Below are 21,237 nucleotides of genomic sequence, written 5' to 3' on the forward strand. Positions count from 1 at the left end.
GAGGTACTAAATCTCTGCACGGATATTTCTTTATACGTCTTTCGGCTGTTTTACAATAAAGGGAAGACCGAGCAGCAATTCATCGAGGCTTGTGATAAGATGACGGGGACGTATCCTATCTTTATATTCAAGCAATTGCTTGAATATAAAGAGGGATTCATCGAGCATTGTACCGAGCGAACCCGGAAGTTGAATCCGTACCTGTAGTGTCCACCGCGAAATAAAGATCATCGCTTGCAGAACAACTGCTTTTTCCAAACCGTTCAGCAAGGCTCCGCTTGTGAGCGAGAAACTCCCTATCGAGAAAAGCTCTTTTCCTACCGGAATAAAAAGATGACATACGATAATACCGACCGTTGAAATACAGAGCGGTATCCAATATATTTTTTGTTTTTCTGCCAAGCAAAGTGCAAATCCGGCGCAAAAAATAACCGTTTTTGCCGGTAAGCCGGGGATAAAAAGGAGCGCTGTGAGCAAGGTAAAGCCGGTTATCAATCGAAGCTGCGGATGAGCGATGGGGTTCGTATTGTCCGGTAACTGTATATAAAGCGGAGAATCGGCATCCCGTATGTGGGCGTACCATTCGGATTCCGCTTCAAAGCTTTCGCAAAAAATACCGAGAAGCAAGGACGTTACTGAACCGATAAAGAGAAACGGTGGCACCATATAACGGATGCCCTCTCCGAAAATAAAGAAGCGTCCGATAAAAAGCTGTATGCAGTTTGATACAAAGGCGCCTGCCATACTAATTCCGGCAAGCGATAGCGCTTTACGGGGAATCTTATGCAAGGCGTACATCATAAGTGCTGCGCCGCTTGTTCCCGCTGCCGAAAACAGGATGAGATAAGAAAAAAGCGTTCCGCTGATAAAAGCCTGTCCCAGAATTTTTATCACCGTCAGTAATAAAAACGCTGGGAACGACAGCACGTCGAGCGCTAACAGCAGCGGAACATTTGCGAGCCCTATCCGCAGAAACGGAAGCGGCTTGGGAATAACAAACTCAATAGCCGAAAGAAAAAAGCATAAAGCGCCGAAAACCGGCACCAACGCATCCTGTTTTTTGTTCATAACGTAACCGGTTTAATGACAGCCTGAACATCCGCCGCAGCCGCCCTCTCCCGTACCGCAGCTGCTTCCGCACCCTGCAACAAAGGATTGCTGAACTTCTTCAAGCTCTTCGGGGGTGGCATCCCGCACACCGGTAACTTTTATGTCGAAGTGTAATGTCTTTCCGGCAAGCGGATGGTTCGCATCCAGCGTGATAATATCGCCGTCAATGCCGGTGATTACCACATGATGGCCACTCGTTTCAAATTCCATACCGACTTCCAGCTGTGTGTCGGGTGGAAACTGCGCGCGGCTTACCTCAAAAACGGCGCGTGGATCGATTTCGCCGTAAGCTTGCTGCGGCGATACCGTAAGCGAAAAACTTTCACCTGTTTCGCGTCCTTGAAGCGCTTTTTCCAAACCGGGGATAAGCTGGCGATAACCGTGAACATAGTCCAGCGGTCCCATCTGTTCCGATGAATCCAAAACCTTTTGGTCATCATCTTTTAAGGTATACTCAAGGGTAACCAAACAATCGTCTGCAATTTTCATGCTGAATATGATACCGATTTTTCTACGTTCGAGCAAGGCAAAAACTCGAAATGCGTTTGTCCTGAATCTGCATCTTGACCTCTATAGGCCGTTTATGCTATATTTCGAAATCAACCGTTTAGTTTTGATGGTATGCACCCGTTCATATATCATCATACAAAAATCTAGAAAATACGCGGAGTTATGTATCGTATTTAATGATAGATACTTCCGCAGAAATGTAAACAGAGGTTTTTATGTACGCACTTTTTGAATATAAAGGCAAGCAGTATAAGGCTGAACAAGGTTCCAAGATTCTGGTGGACAAAATCAACGAACCGCAGGGAACGGCTATCGATATCGATACCGTTTTACTGGTTAACAATGACGGTAAAGTGTCTGTTGGAGCTCCCTACGTTGCGGGCGCGAAAATTTCGGCAACGGTTGAAGAGAGTATGCGTGATAAGAAGGTGATCGTATACAAGTACAAGAGCAAGAAAGACTATCACCGCACAATCGGGCATCGCCAGCACTACACCTATTTAACGGTTAATTCGATTACCGGGGTGTAAGCGCGGAATGATACAAGTCCTTTTGGAGCTTGATGAAAAGGAGCATCTCCTTTCCGTTGAAGCTTCCGGCCATGCGAATAGCGGCATTAAAGGACATGATATTGTGTGTGCAGCCGTAACGATCCTTTTAAGGACGACTGTACAGGCGCTCGGTTCCGTGCAAGCTGATATCAGTGCGGAGCGGCGCGGTTCGCTTTCTTTTCGGGTTCTTAACTATGACGAAACGCAAAGCGAAAAATTACGGTATGCAGCGGAGTTTTTATGGCTTGGGATAGCTTCTTTACAGGAAGAATATCCGCAAGCGGTTCAATGCAAAAAGATACAGCGGTAAGCAAGCAGATGCTTACCTGATACGAGGAGGCTACTATGGCACGGAAACGAGGCGGAAGCGGTGCAAAAAACGGACGAGATTCAAATCCTAAATATTTGGGCGTTAAGGTATACGGCGGACAGACGGTAAAAGCCGGTTCCATTTTAGTCCGTCAGCGCGGAACTCCCATCCATCCGGGCGATAATGTCGGCCGCGGCAAGGATGATACCTTATTTGCAACTGTAGACGGTACGGTTGTGTATCATCACCGCAATGGCAGACATTTAGCATCTGTAACGCAAGCGTAGGGATGGACGAGCGGTTAATTCCGCAATGATATAGAAAACCTCTAAAAACTTCAGTTTTTAGAGGTTTCTCTTAGATTTAAGTTGCGATGTTTTAATTTCAGTCATTATAATATCAAGACTGAAATTAAAACTCGTCGGGCAATTCTAAAAATCTAACCGAGTTTTTAAAATTGCCCAGTTGTAAGCCGGCTCTAATGCCGGCTTTTTTTTCGAGAAGGAAATGAGGCGATGATTCAATTTGCGGATGAAGCTTTAATCGAAGTTTCATCGGGAAAAGGCGGGAACGGATGTATTGCGTTCCGGCGGGAAAAATACGTGCCTAAGGGCGGCCCGGCAGGCGGCGACGGCGGGCGCGGCGGCGATGTGCTGTTTGAGATTAAACGGAATATGCGCACGCTTGTGCATTTACGTCATAAGCGGGTATTCCGGGCAAAAAACGGCTTGGATGGGCAAGGTTCAAAACGGTTCGGTGCGAAAGGTGCTGACTGTATTATTCCGCTTCCGCCGGGTTGCATTATTAAAGACGCCGATACCGATGAGCTTGTCTACGATTTCGGCGACCGGACTGAGGGGCTTATTCCTTTCTTGACCGGCGGTAACGGCGGCTGGGGAAATTGTCATTTTAAAACCTCCACTAATCAAGCGCCGCGCACCGCTTTGCCGGGACAGGAGGGCAAAACCCGCCGGCTTAAAATTGAGCTGAATATCATCGCCGATATCGGACTTGTCGGCTTCCCCAATGCCGGTAAGTCCTCTCTGCTGGATTACTTTACCAATGCCCGCCCTAAGATTGCGCCCTATCCGTTTACCACCAAAATACCGAACCTCGGCGTACTCCGCATCGATGAGGAACAGGATATTATCATCGCGGATATACCGGGGATATTGGAGGGCGCTTCGGAGGGAGTCGGCCTCGGTATCCGGTTCTTAAAGCATATTTCGCGGACGGCGGGGCTGGCCTTTCTGATTGACCTTTCCGATGAAAATTATTTAACCGCGTATGATACCCTCTGCGGAGAGCTTGCAGCCTATTCGGAAGAATTGGCTGCAAAAAAACGGGTTATTATCGCTACTAAACTCGATCTTGAGGGAACAAAAGAGCGGCTTAAAACCCTGCGGGAAAAACTTTCCGATGTGCCTGTACTCGGTATTTCGGTGTTTAACCGCTGGGGCTTGGACGAGGTTCGCGATGCGTTTGTTGCGCTGGTGGAAGAGCTTGCTGCAGCGGATGCAGGCAAAAACGCTGAAACATCGACAGAGAGCATCTCCAGCAAACAGACAGGCAGTACCGCATTCGGCAACACTCCAGTCGACACGGATCCATTTGGCAACGCAGTATCCGGTGATGACTTGACGACCGCAGGTTTATCGGCAGATATGGCTGCGGGCGGTATGTTCGATTTCGATAGCGCTGCCGGCGGCAGTTTTAACGATAGCGCTGCCGGAAGTGCCCATTTCAACGCCTCCGGCGGTGTGCAAAAGACTATCGTGCCGGCTGCGGCAGACAATAACTTTATGCATGCGGAGCTGGAAGACCCTGTTTACGTGCAGCAGGAAGGCTTCGGCGCAACGGTGAGTTTAAGCCGCAAGCGGAAGGGTAAAAAATGAGGCTCGCCGTATTGGGCGGATCTTACAATCCTATTCATATCGGCCATTTGATGCTTGCTGATGCGGTTGCTCTCCGTTATGGGTACGACACCGTGGCCTTTGTCCCCGCATTCTTATCACCCTTTAAAGACGGACACTCCGGCTGCACTGCTGACGACAGACTCGCAATGGTGAAACTCGCAATCGCCGATAATCCGGCTTTCTACTGTGAACCCTGCGAGATACAGCGGCAAGGTGTTTCATATACCATCGATACGTTAAAATTCCTAAAGAAAAAATTTCCTCAGTGTGAAGGAAAAATCGGGTTGATTATCGGCGATGATTTACTGGAAGGCTTTAGCGGCTGGCGTGAAGCGGAACACATACCCGATTATGCCGATATAATAGTAGGAAACCGCATTATAGACCGATATTCTACGGAACAAGCCGCTTCTGCTGGCAAAGTTCCTCATTTAAGGGTAGATAATGCCCTGCTGCCGGTGTCTTCAAGTGGAATACGGGCAGCTATAAAAGAAAAAAAGAGCTGGCGCTATCTTGTACCTTCAGCCGTATACTCGTATATTAAAGAACATAAACTCTATGAATGATATCCGTATTGAAAAATTCATCACAGCGCTGGACAGGTATGCACGAGCCAATCTTTCCGATTACCGCTATGAACATTCATGCAGGGTTGCCTCTTATGCGGAGGAACTTGCCCGTCGCTACGGTTACGGACACAGGCTGCAACGGCTTTGTTATCTCGCCGGTATTTCTCACGATATGTGTAAAGAAAAACCTATCGGCTTTTTGTTCCGCACGGTACGGACGGACGGGCAGCCTGTTACGCCCGACGAAGCGGCAAATTCCGAGTTACTGCACGGACGGGCAGCAGCGGTTTTATTGCAGGAGCATTACGGGATCCATAAAAAATCGCTTTTAAATGCGGTACGCTATCATACCTCCGCTTCTGCGAAGTTTGATGCGTTAGGGCGGATTATCTATATTGCAGATAAAATCGAACCCGGCCGGAAAAATTGCGATTACTTACGGGAAAAGGTTGAGCAGCTGACGCTTGATGAGCTTTTTCTTGAAGTGCTGAAAGAGGTTATCGGCTTTGTGGAGTCAAAAGGAAAAAAAGTGCAGGCGTGTACGTATAAAACATATCGGTTTCTAAAAGAGAAAAATGTTTTACAAGATAGGCAGCAGATACCGGATATGCAGACGAAAACGATCCGTCGGGAGGCAAGGAATTGAAAGAAGGAAAAAACATCATCTTTTTATTGCTCATCTTAGCGATGCTCATTCCTTCGGGGGTGATTGTGGCACGGAATCTCAATGTTGACCCTATCAGTACGTCCCTTTCTGAGGATAATGTGCTCAAGGTGTTGTTTATCATCGAAAACGACAATGTTCCTATTTCTACGAATGTTGTTGCGCACTATTCACAAACACGGCGCGCAGCAATGTTCGATATCCCTGCGAATATCGGGTTGATTTTGCCTCAGCTTGGACGTACCGGAGGTATCGGTTCGCTCTATACGGAAAAGGGCGCGGCTGTCTATAACGAAGAAATTGAAAAACTGATCGGTGTTGACATTCCGTTTTATATTGTCTGTTCGCTGACCGACTTTATGCATTTGACGGATTTGCTCGGCGGTATTTCGGTTTTTATTCCTTCTTCGGTAGATATCGATTCCGAAAAATATGGAAAGATTTTGCTTCCCTCCGGTTCGGTGCTGTTGGATGGCGATAAGGTGCGCGACTATCTGTTGTATGAAGATGAGGCGGATGCCGAAGGTGAAGCGGTAACCCGTAAGCAAAAAGCGGTATTGGCCTTCCTCCGCAGTTTATATGAGCATCCCGAAATGCTCGAAAAAGAACAGTTTAAAGTGTTCAGCCCGTTGCTGCACGGCAATGTTACCGGCGGAAATTTAAAGCAGCTGTTGGAATATCTCTGCAAAATCGATTCGGAGCGATTGGTGCCTCAGCGCTTAACCGGCGCGGTGCGTATCGTCGATTCAAAGGAATTACTCTTTCCGTTCCGCGACGGTCAGCAAATAAAAGAGATTGTCGGGCAGACGCTTGCGGCGCTTGCTTCAAAAGAAGGTACAACGTTGGAACGGGTGTATGCGCTGGAAGTTTTAAACGGAACCGATGTGAACGGGCTTGCGCGGACTGCCTCCGAGCTGTATCAGAGTTTTGGGTATGACGTTATCCGTGTCGGAAATGCGGCACAAACGGGAGTTGAGCATACGGTTTTAATCGATAGAATCGGGAACGAGGCAGTGGCAAAGATTGTCGGACAGGTTGTCCGTTGCGAAAATATCGAATCCGCCCAAATCGGCGACGATCATTCCGGTAGCGAAACGAACGTTGACTTTACGTTGATACTCGGTAAAGATTTTAACGGCTATTCGGTACGGCAAAAAAAATAGAGAAGAGGATAAGAAAATATTATGGAAGTTAATTTTGAACAAGCGGCTTTAACATTCGGAACGATTTTGCGTGATCTTAAAGCGGAATCGGTGGTAGTGCTCGATTTACGAGAAGCGCATATTTGGACGGATTTTTTTGTGATTGCAACCATATCGAGCGGTAAACAAGCCGGCGGTCTTGAAGGCAAAATTATGGAAGCGGCGAAAGAGATGCAGATTGAGGAATACCGGACTATCAGAAAAAGTCCCGATGGCGACGAATGGAAACTGCTCGATTTCGGTTCCATCGTTGTGCATTTAATGAGTCCCACCGCCCGAAAATTTTACGACCTTGAACGTTTGTGGTATGACAGCCCTAATCTGTTAGCGTAGGAGAGTAATTATGGACTGACTGTTAAGTCTCTGACTGAAATAGAACTTGATAATGCATTTTGCGCCAGGGTCTGATAAGTGTGTATAAATGCAACTTGCTTTACTCTATTTTTTACATAATATATAAAGCGCCGGGAATCCCGAAAAAATGAAATTTCTAAAGATTCCTGATCGAGGGTTTTTAAAAGTAAAGTCTTGGAGTTCCGATAATGATTGCAGGAGTATTATAATGAAAAAACTTATTTTTATGATATTAACCGTGCTATCGGTACTCATGGTACCGATGTATGTGGTTGCAGATACATACCCATCGAAAACAACGACCGACAAAACCGTATCGCAGGAGAAACTGCAACCGGAAAATGATACTCAAAAGAGAGAAACAGGACAACCGGAAGAAAAAAAACAAGAGCTGGATGAGATTGAAAAAGCCCGCCAAGCATTACAGTACGGATTGGAATCCGAAATACTTGAGGTAATCAATAAGGTTGATAAGCGAGATTTTGAAACACTGCAAGGCGATTTTAACCGTCTTTTTATGGAGACAAAGAGTCCTGCCGTGCGCGAGGGGCTTTTCGGTTTGTATCAAAAATACAATAATACTCAACTGACAGATGCTGCAGTTGCAGTGTTGGAAGCTTATGAAGCCCAACAACGGACGCTGGTAAAAGCGGTGCTGTCTTACCTCGCAACGGTAAAGCCGGAACTTTCATCCGGCTTAAACGAGGCGCTGCAAAAAATACTTACCCAAAATGCTGCGGAATACGGTGTAGAAACGGTTTCTGTATTAGGAGAAATCGGTGGTAATGAAGAGGCGTCCTTTTTAGTAGAGTATTTTGACAACTTGACAATTGACGATGCAAAGCAGGAACTTATTTTAAAACAGACGATTATGGCTGCGCTTGAAAAGTTACATAGTGAAGATACCCGTACATTTTTGCTGAATCGGGCGCAGGATGAAAACGAAAATATTTATGTTCGTTCCAGTGCTGTTGCCGGTCTTGCCCAAATGGGAAAACCTGATATTGTGCCTCTGCTGGCCGAATTTTTCGAGCAACCGGAACCGCAGCTACGGGAAGCCGCAATACGAGGGGCTGCCTCTTTCGATACGGATGAAACCCGAAAGCTCATCTTGCAGGGATTCAAAGATAGCTATTATAAAGTTCGGCTCGAAGCCTTAAAGACCGTACAAAAGACAAAGATGCAGGAGGCTGCGTCGTATGTGTTGTACCGTGCGAAGTATGACCCGACGGATGCGGTTCGGTTTGCAGCGATAGAAACGCTGGCGGTATTGAATACGGCAGAAGGCAATACATGGCTTGCCGAAATATTCCGTGATTCTAAAAAGAGCGAAAAACTGCGGGTTACAATCCTGAGCGCAGCGTTGAAGCATAATTCTACGGCGCTCGCAGCCGATTTGGATACGGTGGTGTTGGCAACCGTAGCAGATAAAAAGCAAAAAAAACTGCGATATGAGTTCGGTAAGGAAATTGCAAAAATAGAAAATACTGCAACGGCAGAAATTTGCAAGGCTTTTTTACAAAGCGATGATGTGTTAACCAAGAGTATCGGGCTCGATATGTTTAAGACGAACGCTCCTTCGGATGCCCGCACGTTAGTAGAAGCCATCGCGCGAGACGAAAAACAAGGTGCGTTGCAGCGCCGTGCTCAGCGATTACTGGAATAGCGATGGAGTAGGCATTACCCATGGCTTGCATAATCTTTTTCTTTATGGTACTATCCATAAAGAACTTTATTATCCTTATAAGTCTAGGCAGGAGTCGTTCAAACGGCTCTTTTTTTGTTTACGGGAGTTGATGCAATGGAATATGTGCAAAAAGAAACCGTTCCGTATTTTACCGATTATGAACAGCTTGTTACCGGTCTCGGATATAAATTGGTTGATTTGCAGATTGTTCATCAAAAAACAATGTGGCTGGTAAAAGCCGTTATCTACAGTAAAGATGGAGTTGGGATAGATGATTGCTCAAAGGTACATCGGGCATTATTATCACGTGCAGAAGTTTTGCTCAATTCTCAGGATATTCAAATGGAAGTAAGCTCTCCGGGGCTTAACAGAGTGATAAAAAATGCAGCAGAATTTCAAGCCTTTATCGGAGAGAATATAAAGGTATTGGAAGTTTCCTGTCCCGATTGGGTTGAGGGAGAATTGTTGGCTGCGGATTCGACGGGCATCTGTTTAAGTATTTCCGGCGGGCAAAGAGATATCCGGTATACGGATATAAAAAAAGCGAAATTGAATAAGATCTAAGGAGTCGTGATGGCTGGAGTAAAGATTGAAGATGTCCGTAAATTCGCGTTGGAAAAAGAACTGGATGAAGATCTTGCATTGAAAATTGTTGAACAAACATTGAAAGCTGCATACAAAACAGCTTTTAAAACCGATGTTAATGCGGTTGTCATCACCGGCGATGATGCAGTAAGCATATATGCTCGTAAAAAAATTGTTGATGATGTTGTGAACCCTGTGCTTGAGGTGGATATAGAAGAAGCAACAAAGCTCGCTCCTGACTGTGAACTCGGCGATGAGCTTCTTTTCGAGCTGGATCCTAAGGATTTTAAGCGTGGTTCGATTCAAGCGGGTGTACAGCGCGTGCATCAATCGACGCGAGAAATTCAAAAGGACAGCATTTACTCCGAGTATAAGGCGAAAGAGGGCGAGATTATCATCGGTTATTATCAGCGGAAGAAAAACGATAATATTTATGTCGATCTCGGAAAAGTCGAAGGTCTTTTACCGCGGAAATTTCAGCTTCCCCAAGAGATATATCATCCGAACGATAGAATAAAAGCTCTTATAAAAGAAGTAAAAAAACACCGGCAATCAAATGTCGTGCAGCTTATCCTTTCTCGTACCGATCCCGATTTTGTCCGCCGCTTGATGGAGCTTGAGGTTCCTGAAATTTACGATAATATTGTTGAATTGTACAAAATTGTCCGTGAACCCGGCTACCGAACAAAAGTCGCCGTTATCTCTCATAGAGAGGATGTGGATCCTGTCGGCGCCTGTGTCGGTCCGAAAGGTACTCGTATCCAGACGATTATTACCGAGTTGGAGGGGGAGAAAATCGATGTGCTTGAGTATTCGAGTGATCCGGCAGTATTTATTGCCAATGCCCTCTCTCCGGCCGAAGTATTGGATGTTGTTATCCTTGATACGGAAAAACGTACGGCGCTTGCCGTTGTTGCGGAAAGTCAGCTTTCAATCGCTATTGGAAAGCAGGGCTTGAATGTCCGTTTGGCGAACCGGTTGGCGGATTGGAGTATCGATGTAAAGACTGAAAAACAATTCCAAGAGATGGATATCCATGCTGAAACTCGTAAGGCTGCAGAAGAGCTGTTCAATGATGATGTCGCTTTACTGACAGAGGTTGAAGGCATCGATCCTGATGTTTTGGCGCTCTTGCACGAAAATCATATTGAAACAGTCGAACAGCTCTTGGATACTCCGCGTGAAGAACTCTGTGCACTTCCCGGTATGTCGGAAGAAAAAGTTAATGCTCTTGAGACGTTGATCAGCGAATCATTTGAGATTGTCGATGAAAATCAAGAGCCGGAACAAGAAGTGCAGTCTAAAAATCAGCCAATATCTGCATCTGCTGAAGATGAGGAAGAAGAAGTATACGAATGTCCCGAATGCGGGGCTCCGATTACGATCGATATGACAGTCTGTCCTAACTGTGGTGTCGGTTTAAGTTTTGAATATGAGGACGAAGAATAGGAGTCGTATGGCAGAAGGTATCGAAAATACTCAAGAACAAAAAGTTATTCTCAAAAAGGCAAAGCCCGATTCTGCATCGGTAGCGGCAACCCAGCCTCAAGCACAGCAGACCGTGGAACAGAAACCGGTACGGACAATAAAGCGTAAACTTAAACCTGTAGCGCACCCTACTTCGGCAGCGGCTCCAGCCAATACTGCGGGAAGCCGCCCTTCCGGTGAACAAAGGCGACGTCCTGTTGTATCTTCAACTCCTGCGGACATTTCTACTCAGGCAAAAAAAATACCGGAACGTTCGACTCAGTCACTGGAACGAAAAAACCCCGCCCATACACAGGGAGATGAAACCCGCCGCGTACAAAAGCATAGCGGTGAACGCATAGAACGTTATGATAGGAACCGACCTGAAAAATCAATACGGAGAGAAGGTACCGAAGCCCAATCCCAGACTCAACAGGCGCAAGCGGATAGTAAGAATCAAATTCGCTCACTGGATTTAAGCAGTAAACGGCCGGATCGGCGCGCAGGAAATCTTGCCGGCGGTTCCAAACCTACGAGCCGTTTTGGTAGCCAAGGTAACCGTCATAAGCCCGGTTTTGTGGGTGGACAGGGACGGACGCAACAGCAACAGGATGGACGCGGTGATCAGAATAACCGTGGAGGACGTTTGGGAGGCTATTCGTCGGATAGATCGCGAACAGGTGGTTTTAATAAGCCCGGTTTTCAAGGTGGGCAGAATAGAGGCGGCGGCCGACCAATGGCGAGTCCAATGCCGCTTGAAACCAATAAGCAAAATACCAAAAAAGCGTTTAAAGGTAAAAAGACCTATTCACGCAAGGATCAAGAAAGCGAGTTCTTTGAAGAGAAACTGCTTCAGCAAAAGAAAAAGGCTAAAGAAAAGGTAAGTGCTGTTCCTAAGAGTATCGAGATAATGGAATCTATTTCCGTTGCGGAATTGGCTCGGAAAATGAACCTTAAAGCCTCCGAGCTTATCGGTAAGCTGATGGAAATGGGCATGATGGTAACGATGAATCAGTCCATCGATGCGGATACTGCGACTATTCTTGCTTCGGAATACGAATGCGAGGTAAAAATCGTCAGTCTCTATGATGAAACCATTATCGAAACCGTCAGTGATGAAAATGCCGAATTGCTTACACGTCCACCGGTCGTTACTATTATGGGGCATGTCGACCACGGTAAAACAAAGACATTGGACGCTATCCGCAGTACCAATGTTACTGCCCATGAGTTCGGTGGTATTACACAACATATCGGCGCTTATATGGTGTCTACTCCCAAAGGTAATATTACCTTCCTCGATACGCCCGGCCACGAAGCCTTTACGATGATGCGTGCGCGCGGCGCCGAGGTTACCGATATTGTCGTATTGGTGGTTGCAGCCGATGACGGCGTTATGCCTCAGACTATCGAAGCGCTAAACCATGCAAAGGACGCAAAGGTTCCGATTATTGTTGCGATTAACAAGATCGATAAACCGGAAGCCAATCCTGATAAGATAAAGACTCGCCTCGGTGAACTCGGCCTTGTTGCCGAAGAATGGGGCGGAGACACGATCTATGTTCCTATTTCAGCCTTGCAGAAGAAAGGTATCGACGACCTGCTTGATGCAATTCTGTTACAAGCGGAAGTATTGGAGCTCAAGGCAAACTATAATTGCCGCGCAGAAGGAAAGGTCGTTGAGTCTAAAATCGATCACGGTCGGGGCGTTGTTGCAACGATAATCGTACAGCGTGGAACGCTCCATACCGGTGACCCCTATGTCGCAGGTGTATATTCGGGGCGTGTTCGCGCTATCTTTAACGATAAAGGTGAGAAGATCGACGAAGCGACGCCGAGTATGCCGGTGGAGATTTTGGGGCTTGAAGGAATGCCCAATGCGGGAGATCCCTTCCAAGTCACCGAATCCGAGCGTATGGCTCGTCAGATTTCGTTAAAACGGCAAGAGCTCAAGCGGTTTGAAGATTCACGTAACGTGAAAAAGGTAACGCTCGATAACCTGTATGAAACGATTACCGACGGCGAAGTACTTGAGTTAAAAGTAATTATCAAGGGTGATGTGCAGGGATCGGTAGAAGCCTTGAAGCAATCGCTCGAAAAGCTGTCTACCAAAGAGATACGCTTAAATGTTATCCATGCGTCTGCCGGTGCTATCAATGACTCCGACGTTATGCTTGCCGCGGCGGATTCCAATGCGATCATTATCGGCTTCAATGTTCGTCCTACGTCGCAGGCAAAGGCGCTGGCAGAGCAGGAGAAAGTCGATATCCGTAAGTATAACGTTATCTATAAAGCGGTTGAAGAAATTCAGCAAGCGATGGAAGGAATGCTTAGCCCCGATATTAAAGAGAATGTTATCGGTATGGCGGAAATCCGCAGCGTTATCAAAGTACCTAAGGTTGGTAATATTGCCGGTTCTTACGTACTTGAGGGTACAGTGAAACGGAATAGTACGGTTCACCTTATCCGCGACGGGATTGTGGTGTTCTCCGGTAAGCTTGCGTCCTTGCGCCGGTTTAAGGATGATGTCAAGGAAGTGGCCGCCGGTTATGAATGCGGTATTGCACTTGAGAACTTCAACGATATAAAAGTGGGCGATCAGCTTGAGATTATCGAAACTGTCGAGGTTGCACGCAAGCTGACTGATACGCAGCATTATGAAGCGCCCGAAGCTCATACCGATAACGGAGAAGCAGCCAAATGAGTGAGTTCCGATTGGATAAACTTGCGGAGCAAATCCGCGAAGAAATTTCCCAGTTGATTTTTTCGGGAAAGATAAAAGATCCGCGCGTTTCCAACTTTCTTTCGATAAACAGGGTGGAGGTGTCCGGCGATCTTGCGTATGCAAAGGTGTATGTTTCCAGCTTTATGGATGCGCATAAGACAAAGCAGGGTGTCCGGGGTTTGGAAAACGCAGCGGGATTTATCCGTACAAGTTTGGCAAAAAAATTGCACATCCATCAATGTCCTCAGTTTACCTTTATCTATGATGAAAGTATCGAAGATGGCTTTAATATGGTAAAAAAACTTGAAGCCTTAGAAGCGTCGTCTAATTCCGGGAACAATGCCCAAGAGTGAACCTCAATTCATTATCCCCTTTGCAAAACTGTCCGGCATCACCAGCTTTACCTCCCTCTGGCAAGTAAAGCATGCGCTCGATACTAAAAAAGTAGGACACACCGGTACGCTTGACAGCTTTGCTGACGGATTACTCGTATTGCTTTCCGGAAAATTAACCAAACTTGTACCGTATATCACGGATTTCGATAAAACTTACCGTGTGTTGTTTTATTTCGGAAAGGAAACCGATACGCTCGACCCTGAAGGCACCATCATCGCCGAAAAGCCGCTTCCAGTGTATGCCGACTTTATTGCTGCAATTCGGCAGCTGACCGGAACCATCGAGCAAGTACCGCCTGTTTATTCGGCGGTAAAGCAGGCGGGTGAGCGGCTTTCCGATAAAATACGGCGTGGAGAAGCAGTAATCGTACCGCCCCGAATCGTTACCATCTATAACATCGATATCGAAGAAATTTTTTATGCACCGGAAGCTGATACGGGCGTTGAACATCTTGAAGCGGATGCAGCCGCATTGAGTACGGTTCAAAAACTGCCAGGCGCCGAAAAATCCGAAATAGGCGCAGCTCAAAAAGTGCTTGGCGCCGTTCTGTGCGTGCACTGTTCTAAAGGAACATATATCCGTTCATTGGTGCGGGATATAGCCCATCGATGCGGTTCCGCTGCATATGTGTATGCGCTTAGGCGTACGGCTGTCGGGCCGTTTACCCTTGAACAGGCGGCAGGTTTTTCAGCGCTGCCTCCTTTCGGAAGCGCTGCGGCGGGTACGGAAAGTGCTCCATATTCGATTACCGAAGAAGAGATAAAGCGGGCGTCTTTGTCTTTAAGCGAAGAACTTGCCCGTGCCATGTGTTTTCAAACAACGGTGCTTCAAGATAAATATTATCCTGCGTTTATAAACGGGAAAACCATCAGCGGGCACTGGTTTACGGAAGTGCAGCCGCTTTCGGACGGCGGAACTATCGCAGTATTTTATCAGAACATCTGTGCAGGTTTGATCACGAAAAACGGTAACCGGTTTCATTATCAAATAGTATTTAACAGGGGCGGGGTAAACGCATCAGATGTGTAAATTGATTCGTGCGGCGTATATCACAAAGAATCTGATACGTTTACCCTGATAGGCTGGAGTGATGAAGATTATCTACTGGGATGATTTAATAAAAGGAGAAAACATATATCCGCAAGGTTCCGCTATTTCGATCGGCGGTTTCGACGGGCCTCACCGTGGGCACGAGCGTATCTTATCAGCGGTGTTGAAGGCTGCACGAAAAGACGGCATTCCCGCAGGGATTATCACTTTTTTCCGCTCCCCTCGATCGGTTAAGGCGGGCAACATGTACGCAGGCGATGTGTCGACACTGGAAATGAGGCTGCAAAAATTTGCCGAGCAAGGATTTAGCTTTACGGTGCTGATTGACTTTTCCGCTGATTTCGCTAGAATGAAAGGTACTGTTTTTTTTGACATACTAATAAAAACTATCTGCATAAAATATCTTGCCGTTGGCAGTGATTTTACCTGCGGGTATCGCCACGATACGGGAGTAGGGGGCTTACAGCGCCTTGCTCGTGAAAGGGGCTTTTGTTTTGATTCCATCGAACAGCTTTATTCGGCACGGCACGAGCGTATCAGCTCAAGTGCAATACGGCAGGCCGTTGAACAAGCTGATTTCGCCCTTGCAAAAGATCTCCTCGGGTATCCTTTTTTCTTAGATGTCGCAAAAATAGTTCAGCGGACAGAGAACGGTGTATGGGCTGTCGAGAAAGCGGCCGTAACACAGATTCTCCCTCAAAACGGACAGTATTCAGCTCGCGCGTATTTGCAGACGGGAGCGATTATTCCCGTACAGGTGAAAGTTATGGATACTTTGCTTGAAGTTTTCGAAGATACCGCAGCGCCGATTCCGTTTGCCGCAGGAACATTGATACGTAAATTGGAATTTATACGAAAGGAGTAAGAAATGGCACTTACAAAAGAACAGACTGCATCGGTTGTGATGAAATTCGGTGCAAATGAAAAAGATACGGGTAATACCAGAGTTCAGATTGCTTTGCTGACCGATAGGATCCGCCAGCTCACCGAGCACTGCAGAATCAATAAAAAGGATAAGAGCAGTCAGCGGGGGCTTTTGGTATTGGTAGGACAGCGTCGACGCTTGCTGAAATACTACAAGCGGACGAACCTCGAAGGCTACCGTGCCCTTATTAAAGAGTTAGGCTTGCGTAAGTAAGATACATGCTGCTTAATGTGCAGGAAACAGGAGGTGTCCGCAGACTTCGGTTTTTGACAGCTTCCTTGCTTCCTCTTAGATCGCTTTAAGCGGCATACAACGGTTACCTATCGAAAAACGGGTAGGTAGCCGTTTTTTATAAGCAATAGAAATTATGGAAGGAAAGATTATGAGACAGAGAGTAACGTATAAGATCGGAAATGAAGAGTTAATTTTAGAAACTGGCCATTTAGCGAAACAAGCAAACGGCGCAATTTATGCACAGTACGGCGGAACAGCTGTTCTGGCGACAGTGTGTGCGTCATCTACAGCGGTTGAGGGGCTCGACTACGTGCCGGTAACCGTCGATTATAATGAAAAATACTATGCAGCGGGAAAGATACCGGGCGGTTTTATCAAGCGTGAAGGCCGTCCTAAGGATAAAGAGATTTTAGTTTCGCGGCTCATCGATCGTCCGATGCGGCCGTTGTTTGAAAAAGCCTTTGGGCGGGAAATTCAGATTGTACCGACCTGTATTTCGTCGGATATGATCAATCCGCCGGATATTTTAGCGGTTATTGCAAGTTCGGCTGCGGTTGTTATTTCCGACATTCCCTTTAACGGGCCGGTTGCGGGCGCTCGCGTGGCATACCTCGACGGCGAGTTTGTGATAAACCCGACATTCAGCCAGATTGAAAAGGCTGATATGGAAATCGTCGTCGCAGGCACCGCCGAAGGTATTACGATGGTAGAAGGCGGCGCTCACGAAGTTTCGGAAGAGATCATGCTCAAGGCTTTGGAAAAGGCGCATGAATTTATCAAAGCGATGTGTGCACTCCAAAATGAGCTTCGTGCGGCGTGCGGAAAGGAAAAACTGCCGCTTGCCCCGGTGAACGCAACGCTTGCCAATAAAGATGCTATTTACGCAAAGGCTTACCCCGAACTTTCCAAAGCCCTGTATACAAAAGGAAAGGTAGAGCGCCGCGAAGCCTGCGATGCTATCAGAAAGGCTATCGCCGAAGAATATGCGGAGCAGCTCACCGATGAAACACAGGCGAAGCTCTTTGCCGCTTTATTCGACGACATGGAATACCATATTTTGCGCGAAAACATACTGGAAAAAGGCTTGCGGGTTGACGGACGCGGCTTGGAAGATATCCGCCCCATCACCTGCGAGATCGGTGTGCTGCCGCGGCCGCACGGTTCTGCGGTATTTACCCGCGGGGAAACACAGTCGCTTGCCGTTGTTACGCTCGGTACCGTGTTTGACGAACAAGTCTATGATGATATCGAAGGCGACCGGCGTGAGAATTTTATCCTGCATTATAACTTCCCGCCCTATTCGGTCGGTGAGGTAGGACGGCTTGGAACCGGACGCCGCGAAATCGGGCACGGGCATCTTGCACACCGCTCTTTGATGCCGATGATTCCGTCCAGAGAAGCGTTCCCGTATACCATCCGAGTGGTTTCCGAAATTCTGGAATCCAACGGTTCTTCTTCGATGGCAACCGTGTGCGGCGGTACGCTTTCGCTGCTGCACGCCGGCGTTCCGATGAAAAAACCGGTAGCCGGTATCGCAATGGGACTTATCACCGACGGAAGCCGCTTTGCGGTACTCTCCGATATTCTGGGCGAAGAAGATCACCTCGGCGATATGGACTTTAAAGTCGCCGGTACCGCAGAAGGCATCACCGGTTTCCAGATGGATATTAAAATCGCCGGCGTTTCCGCTGAGATTATGAAAAAAGCGCTTGAACAGGCAAAAAAAGGCCGGCTTCATATTCTTGGCATTATGAATCAGACTATTTCTAAACCTTCATCACAGGTGTCCAAGTATGCACCGCGGATTGAAACGCTCAAGATTCCGGTCGATAAAATCGGAGCGCTCATTGGGCCGGGCGGCAAAATTATCAAAGCGTTGTCTGAACAATACCATGTAACAATTAATACCGAAAACGACGGTACGGTTACTATCTATGGACGGGATTCTTCGTCCGCGCTCGGCGCCAAGGCTGCGGTTACCGGTATTGTGGAAGACCCTGAGGTCGGCAGAATTTATGAGGGTACCGTTAAGTGCATCAAGGATTTCGGCGCCTTTATCGAAATTCTTCCCGGTAAAGAAGGGCTTTGCCATATTTCCAAACTGTCGCGCAGTCGCATCGAAAAAGTTACCGACGTGCTGCAGGAAGGACAAAGAGTGCCTGTCAAGCTGTTGGAAATTGATAAGCTCGGCCGTTTAAACCTTTCGTATATCGATGCCTGCGAAGAGCAGGAAAAAAACGCGAGCCGTTAAATGGCAGCTGTTAATCCGTTGGCAGAGGAAAGAGAGTGAGTATCGCTGACGGGGCAGTAAGAGTTTTTTCCGTACTCAAGGAAGGAGCCTTACTGCCTGAATATCAAACATCCGGTTCCGCCGGCGCAGATTTACATGCGTATTTGGCTGAACCGGTAACGCTGAAGCCGATGGAGCGTAGGCTTATCCCGACGGGGTTATTTGTTGAATTGCCTGCAGGCTATGAATTGCAGGTACGTCCGCGTTCGGGACTTGCGTTAAAGCATGGCGTCACGGTACTCAATACTCCCGGCACGGTGGATTCCGACTACCGTGGAGAACTGTGTGTGCTGTTGATAAATTTTGGCAGCGAACCCTTTACCGTACAAAACGGCGATAGAATTGCGCAGGCAGTCGTGGCTCAGGCGGTACAGGTGAGCTTTGTGCAAACTGATGCACTTTCAGAAACCGGACGGGGTGTCAATGGATACGGTTCAACCGGCATCGCATAAATTGATATAACGGTATATAAGATGATCGGTATGAGGCAAAAGCAACTTTTTTTGTATATTTTAAAAGAGATGTTGCTGTATTTTTTTGTCTGCTTTTTGTTTTTGTTCTTTATTTTTTTTGTCAATAATATTTTGCTGTTGGCAAGCGATGTCTTATCAAAACATGCGCCTTTTAAGGATGTCGCATTATTGATGTTGTATTCGCTTCCTGCGGTTATCGCAAATGCCGCTCCCTTTGCAGCTCTAATCGGTATATTAATGGGGCTCGGGCGCTTTGTCAGTGATTTGGAATTCCTTTCTATGAACGCGCTTGGTGTGTCGCCTCGCTTTCTGATGTTGCCTGTGTTACTGTTCGGTTTAGTTGTTTCGGTTGTTTCCTTTTTTACCAACGATGTATTGTTGCCTGTCAGTGCCATTAATTTTCGGCGAGTCTATTGGGATATTGCGACTTCAACTCCTGCACTGGAGCTTTCTTCTTATTCCGTAAAGCGCAATCATAATGCGGTTGTTGTAACGGGATTAATACAGGATGGTAAAATCCACAATCTTTTGATTGTGGATAAAAATGCAGATAAAGCATTTCGCATACTCGGTACACAGGCTGCAGAGATTGAAAAATCCAATGATCCTTCAATCGTGATGTCGCTCAAAATGCTGCTACCACATCTTCTCATTTTAGATCCTTCCGACAAAAAAAAATATGATGCAGTAAACGGCGAAACGGTAACCTACAACGTGCTTGCAAAGAGTATTAGGTCTTCTTATTTTAATACGATCGGTCCGTCCGAAATGTCTTCATTTGATCTTTATAAGGATATAAAGGAAAAACAAACACAAAACGAAGATAGGAGAACACTCAATTTGTATTGGATGGAGTTCCATAAGAAGTTTTCCTTTCCTTTCGGTGCCTTCTTTTTCGTGCTGCTTGCCTTTGCTATCAGCAGTGCCGGTAAGGTACACAATCAAGGTGCGGGTTTTGTGTTAGGCCTTTTAATTGCTGTTGCATATTGGGCATTGTTTATGGGCGGGCAGACACTTTGTTTACGGCTTGATTGGAATGGGACGGTTGCCATGTGGGTTCCTAATATTATGGTATTTGCCGCTGCTATTGTACTGCTGGGGAAAAAGTTATTCAGATGAAGATTCTTCAACGATATTTAATCCGACTCTTTTTCCCCGTCTTTGTGATAACGATTTTATTTTTTATTTTACTGCTCCAGCTTGGTGATCTATTCCTCAATTTGCCACAGTATTTACAAAATCAAGCACGCTTTATTACGCTGCTTCGGGTGATGTATTTGTATTTTCCAAAATGTGTCTCGTTTGCAATGCCGCTTTCGGTTTTATTTGCGAGTTCGTATACAATGGGGAATATGTACGCAAAAAATGAACTTACCTCGATCTTTGCCTCTGGTATGCCGCTTGCCGTATTGGTGGCGCCGCTTGTATTGTGTGGATTTTTGCTATCGATTGGGATGTTTTATTTTGAGGATCGTATCTTAATCCACTTTCAGCGGCAGAAAATTGCACTGGTAAATTCCATCTTGGAACCTCAACAGAATTTGAATAGCAGCGATTTGGTTATTTTATCCGATTCGGGAAAAATCGTGTATTTTGCCGATTATTATGATGATACTCAAAAGGAGTTGAATAATATATTGATTGTTGTGCGTACCGAATCGGGAGATATTTCTACTGTCATAAAAGGTGAATCTGCACACTGGCAAATCGATCATTGGGAGGTGACGGATAAGGCTGTCTACACTTTTACTGGCGAGAATGGTGTGCTTTATCAAGATTCAATCGATGAGAAACTTTTTTCCGAACCTCCCGAAACCTTTCAACGGAATATTACATCTATTGATGAGATGACTATTGCACAGGCAAAACTCTTTATCGACAATTTAAAAAAAATGGGGTTACCCTACCATGAATACCTTTCGCAATATTACCGTCGTTTTTCATTCCCGTTTACAACGTTCATCGTTTTGTTTTTTTCCGTTTCTATTGGAGGTCGCTTTAAAAAAAATATCCTGCTGATGAGTTTACTTTTTAGTTTAGCCCTTGCAATTCTCTATTATGTAACCGAGATGATGACCATGCTTTTTGCAAAATGGGAGTATATCTCTCCGCTTGCCGGTGCGTTCCTCCCTCTTTTAATTTTTACGGTGTTGAGCGTCGCAATGCTTAAAATAGCGCGTACGTAAAAATCATACCTGCTAAACTTCCGTTCCAGAACT

Annotated in this window: 21 protein-coding genes and 1 pseudogene; 20 read left to right on the top strand and 2 right to left on the bottom strand. The window is 46.4% G+C overall.

The genetic code is table 11. From position 1 onward, the window contains the following. Positions 1–30 precede the first annotated feature (30 nt). Positions 31–1,068: a Gx transporter family protein gene (locus ABH09_RS03295; protein ID WP_253715185.1), complete on the bottom strand. Its 1,038-nt coding sequence runs from the start codon at positions 1,066–1,068 to the stop codon at positions 31–33. A 12-nt stretch (positions 1,069–1,080) separates the two neighbouring features. Then, on the bottom strand, positions 1,081–1,599 hold the full coding sequence (locus ABH09_RS03300) for an FKBP-type peptidyl-prolyl cis-trans isomerase (protein ID WP_162664726.1): 519 nt from the start codon (positions 1,597–1,599) through the stop codon (positions 1,081–1,083). A gap of 236 nt (positions 1,600–1,835) precedes the next feature. Here ABH09_RS03300 and rplU point away from each other — a divergent pair, with 236 nt between their 5' ends. The 20 genes and pseudogenes from rplU to ABH09_RS03400 all read left to right on the top strand — a co-directional run bounded on the left by rplU (position 1,836) and on the right by ABH09_RS03400 (position 21,204). Continuing rightward, on the top strand, positions 1,836–2,150 hold the full coding sequence (gene rplU / locus ABH09_RS03305) for a 50S ribosomal protein L21 (RefSeq protein ID WP_016522145.1): 315 nt from the start codon (positions 1,836–1,838) through the stop codon (positions 2,148–2,150). Positions 2,151–2,157: 7 nt separating this feature from the next. After that, positions 2,158–2,481, top strand: a complete 324-nt coding sequence (locus ABH09_RS03310; protein WP_253715186.1) for a ribosomal-processing cysteine protease Prp — start codon at positions 2,158–2,160, stop codon at positions 2,479–2,481. A gap of 35 nt (positions 2,482–2,516) precedes the next feature. After that, complete coding sequence (gene rpmA / locus ABH09_RS03315) at positions 2,517–2,768, top strand: 50S ribosomal protein L27 (RefSeq protein ID WP_006187878.1); 252 nt, start codon at positions 2,517–2,519, stop codon at positions 2,766–2,768. A 228-nt stretch (positions 2,769–2,996) separates the two neighbouring features. Beyond that, a pseudogene (obgE, locus tag ABH09_RS03320) lies at positions 2,997–4,025 on the top strand (GTPase ObgE); the annotation flags it as partial. A 347-nt stretch (positions 4,026–4,372) separates the two neighbouring features. Beyond that, positions 4,373–4,963 (top strand): nicotinate (nicotinamide) nucleotide adenylyltransferase, encoded by a 591-nt coding sequence (gene nadD, locus ABH09_RS03325; RefSeq protein WP_253715187.1) that lies wholly within the window; start codon positions 4,373–4,375, stop codon positions 4,961–4,963. Then, positions 4,956–5,612, top strand: a complete 657-nt coding sequence (gene yqeK, locus ABH09_RS03330; protein ID WP_253715188.1) for a bis(5'-nucleosyl)-tetraphosphatase (symmetrical) YqeK — start codon at positions 4,956–4,958, stop codon at positions 5,610–5,612. The genes nadD and yqeK overlap by 8 nt, the downstream gene beginning before the upstream one ends. Next, positions 5,609–6,793, top strand: a complete 1,185-nt coding sequence (locus tag ABH09_RS03335) for an LCP family protein (RefSeq protein ID WP_162662695.1) — start codon at positions 5,609–5,611, stop codon at positions 6,791–6,793. The genes yqeK and ABH09_RS03335 overlap by 4 nt, the downstream gene beginning before the upstream one ends. A gap of 21 nt (positions 6,794–6,814) precedes the next feature. Continuing rightward, complete coding sequence (gene rsfS, locus ABH09_RS03340) at positions 6,815–7,165, top strand: ribosome silencing factor (RefSeq protein ID WP_253715189.1); 351 nt, start codon at positions 6,815–6,817, stop codon at positions 7,163–7,165. A 229-nt stretch (positions 7,166–7,394) separates the two neighbouring features. Beyond that, positions 7,395–8,852 (top strand): HEAT repeat domain-containing protein, encoded by a 1,458-nt coding sequence (locus tag ABH09_RS03345; RefSeq protein WP_253715190.1) that lies wholly within the window; start codon positions 7,395–7,397, stop codon positions 8,850–8,852. 135 nt (positions 8,853–8,987) lie between these two features. Beyond that, a complete protein-coding gene (rimP, locus tag ABH09_RS03350) occupies positions 8,988–9,437 on the top strand; it encodes a ribosome maturation factor RimP (RefSeq protein ID WP_162662699.1) in 450 nt (149 codons plus the stop codon). A gap of 9 nt (positions 9,438–9,446) precedes the next feature. Continuing rightward, positions 9,447–10,907, top strand: a complete 1,461-nt coding sequence (gene nusA / locus ABH09_RS03355) for a transcription termination factor NusA (protein WP_162662701.1) — start codon at positions 9,447–9,449, stop codon at positions 10,905–10,907. A gap of 7 nt (positions 10,908–10,914) precedes the next feature. Next, positions 10,915–13,629, top strand: a complete 2,715-nt coding sequence (gene infB, locus ABH09_RS03360; RefSeq protein ID WP_253715191.1) for a translation initiation factor IF-2 — start codon at positions 10,915–10,917, stop codon at positions 13,627–13,629. Further along, positions 13,626–14,003 carry a 30S ribosome-binding factor RbfA gene (gene rbfA / locus ABH09_RS03365; protein ID WP_162662704.1) on the top strand — a complete coding sequence of 126 codons (378 nt, stop codon included), beginning with the start codon at positions 13,626–13,628 and terminating at the stop codon, positions 14,001–14,003. The genes infB and rbfA overlap by 4 nt, the downstream gene beginning before the upstream one ends. Then, positions 13,990–15,075 carry a tRNA pseudouridine(55) synthase TruB gene (truB, locus tag ABH09_RS03370; RefSeq protein ID WP_253715192.1) on the top strand — a complete coding sequence of 362 codons (1,086 nt, stop codon included), beginning with the start codon at positions 13,990–13,992 and terminating at the stop codon, positions 15,073–15,075. Before rbfA ends, truB begins: the two co-directional genes overlap by 14 nt. Positions 15,076–15,136: 61 nt before the next feature. Beyond that, positions 15,137–15,961: an FAD synthetase family protein gene (locus tag ABH09_RS03375; RefSeq protein WP_253715193.1), complete on the top strand. Its 825-nt coding sequence runs from the start codon at positions 15,137–15,139 to the stop codon at positions 15,959–15,961. 3 nt (positions 15,962–15,964) lie between these two features. After that, entirely contained in the window at positions 15,965–16,234 is a 270-nt protein-coding gene (gene rpsO / locus ABH09_RS03380; RefSeq protein WP_162662710.1) for a 30S ribosomal protein S15, read from the top strand. Between the two features lie 169 nt (positions 16,235–16,403). After that, positions 16,404–18,506, top strand: coding sequence for a polyribonucleotide nucleotidyltransferase (gene pnp, locus ABH09_RS03385; protein ID WP_253715194.1), 2,103 nt, complete (start codon positions 16,404–16,406; stop codon positions 18,504–18,506). Between the two features lie 35 nt (positions 18,507–18,541). Beyond that, positions 18,542–18,997 (top strand): dUTP diphosphatase, encoded by a 456-nt coding sequence (gene dut / locus ABH09_RS03390; RefSeq protein ID WP_162662712.1) that lies wholly within the window; start codon positions 18,542–18,544, stop codon positions 18,995–18,997. Between the two features lie 30 nt (positions 18,998–19,027). Further along, on the top strand, positions 19,028–20,137 hold the full coding sequence (locus ABH09_RS03395; protein WP_253715195.1) for an LptF/LptG family permease: 1,110 nt from the start codon (positions 19,028–19,030) through the stop codon (positions 20,135–20,137). Then, a complete protein-coding gene (locus tag ABH09_RS03400) occupies positions 20,134–21,204 on the top strand; it encodes an LptF/LptG family permease (RefSeq protein ID WP_253715196.1) in 1,071 nt (356 codons plus the stop codon). The genes ABH09_RS03395 and ABH09_RS03400 overlap by 4 nt, the downstream gene beginning before the upstream one ends. The last annotated feature ends 33 nt before the right edge of the window (positions 21,205–21,237 follow it).

Origin of the sequence: Treponema sp. OMZ 803 (genome assembly GCF_024181165.1) — a bacterium.
In the GTDB taxonomy this organism is placed as follows: Bacteria; Spirochaetota; Spirochaetia; order Treponematales; family Treponemataceae; genus Treponema.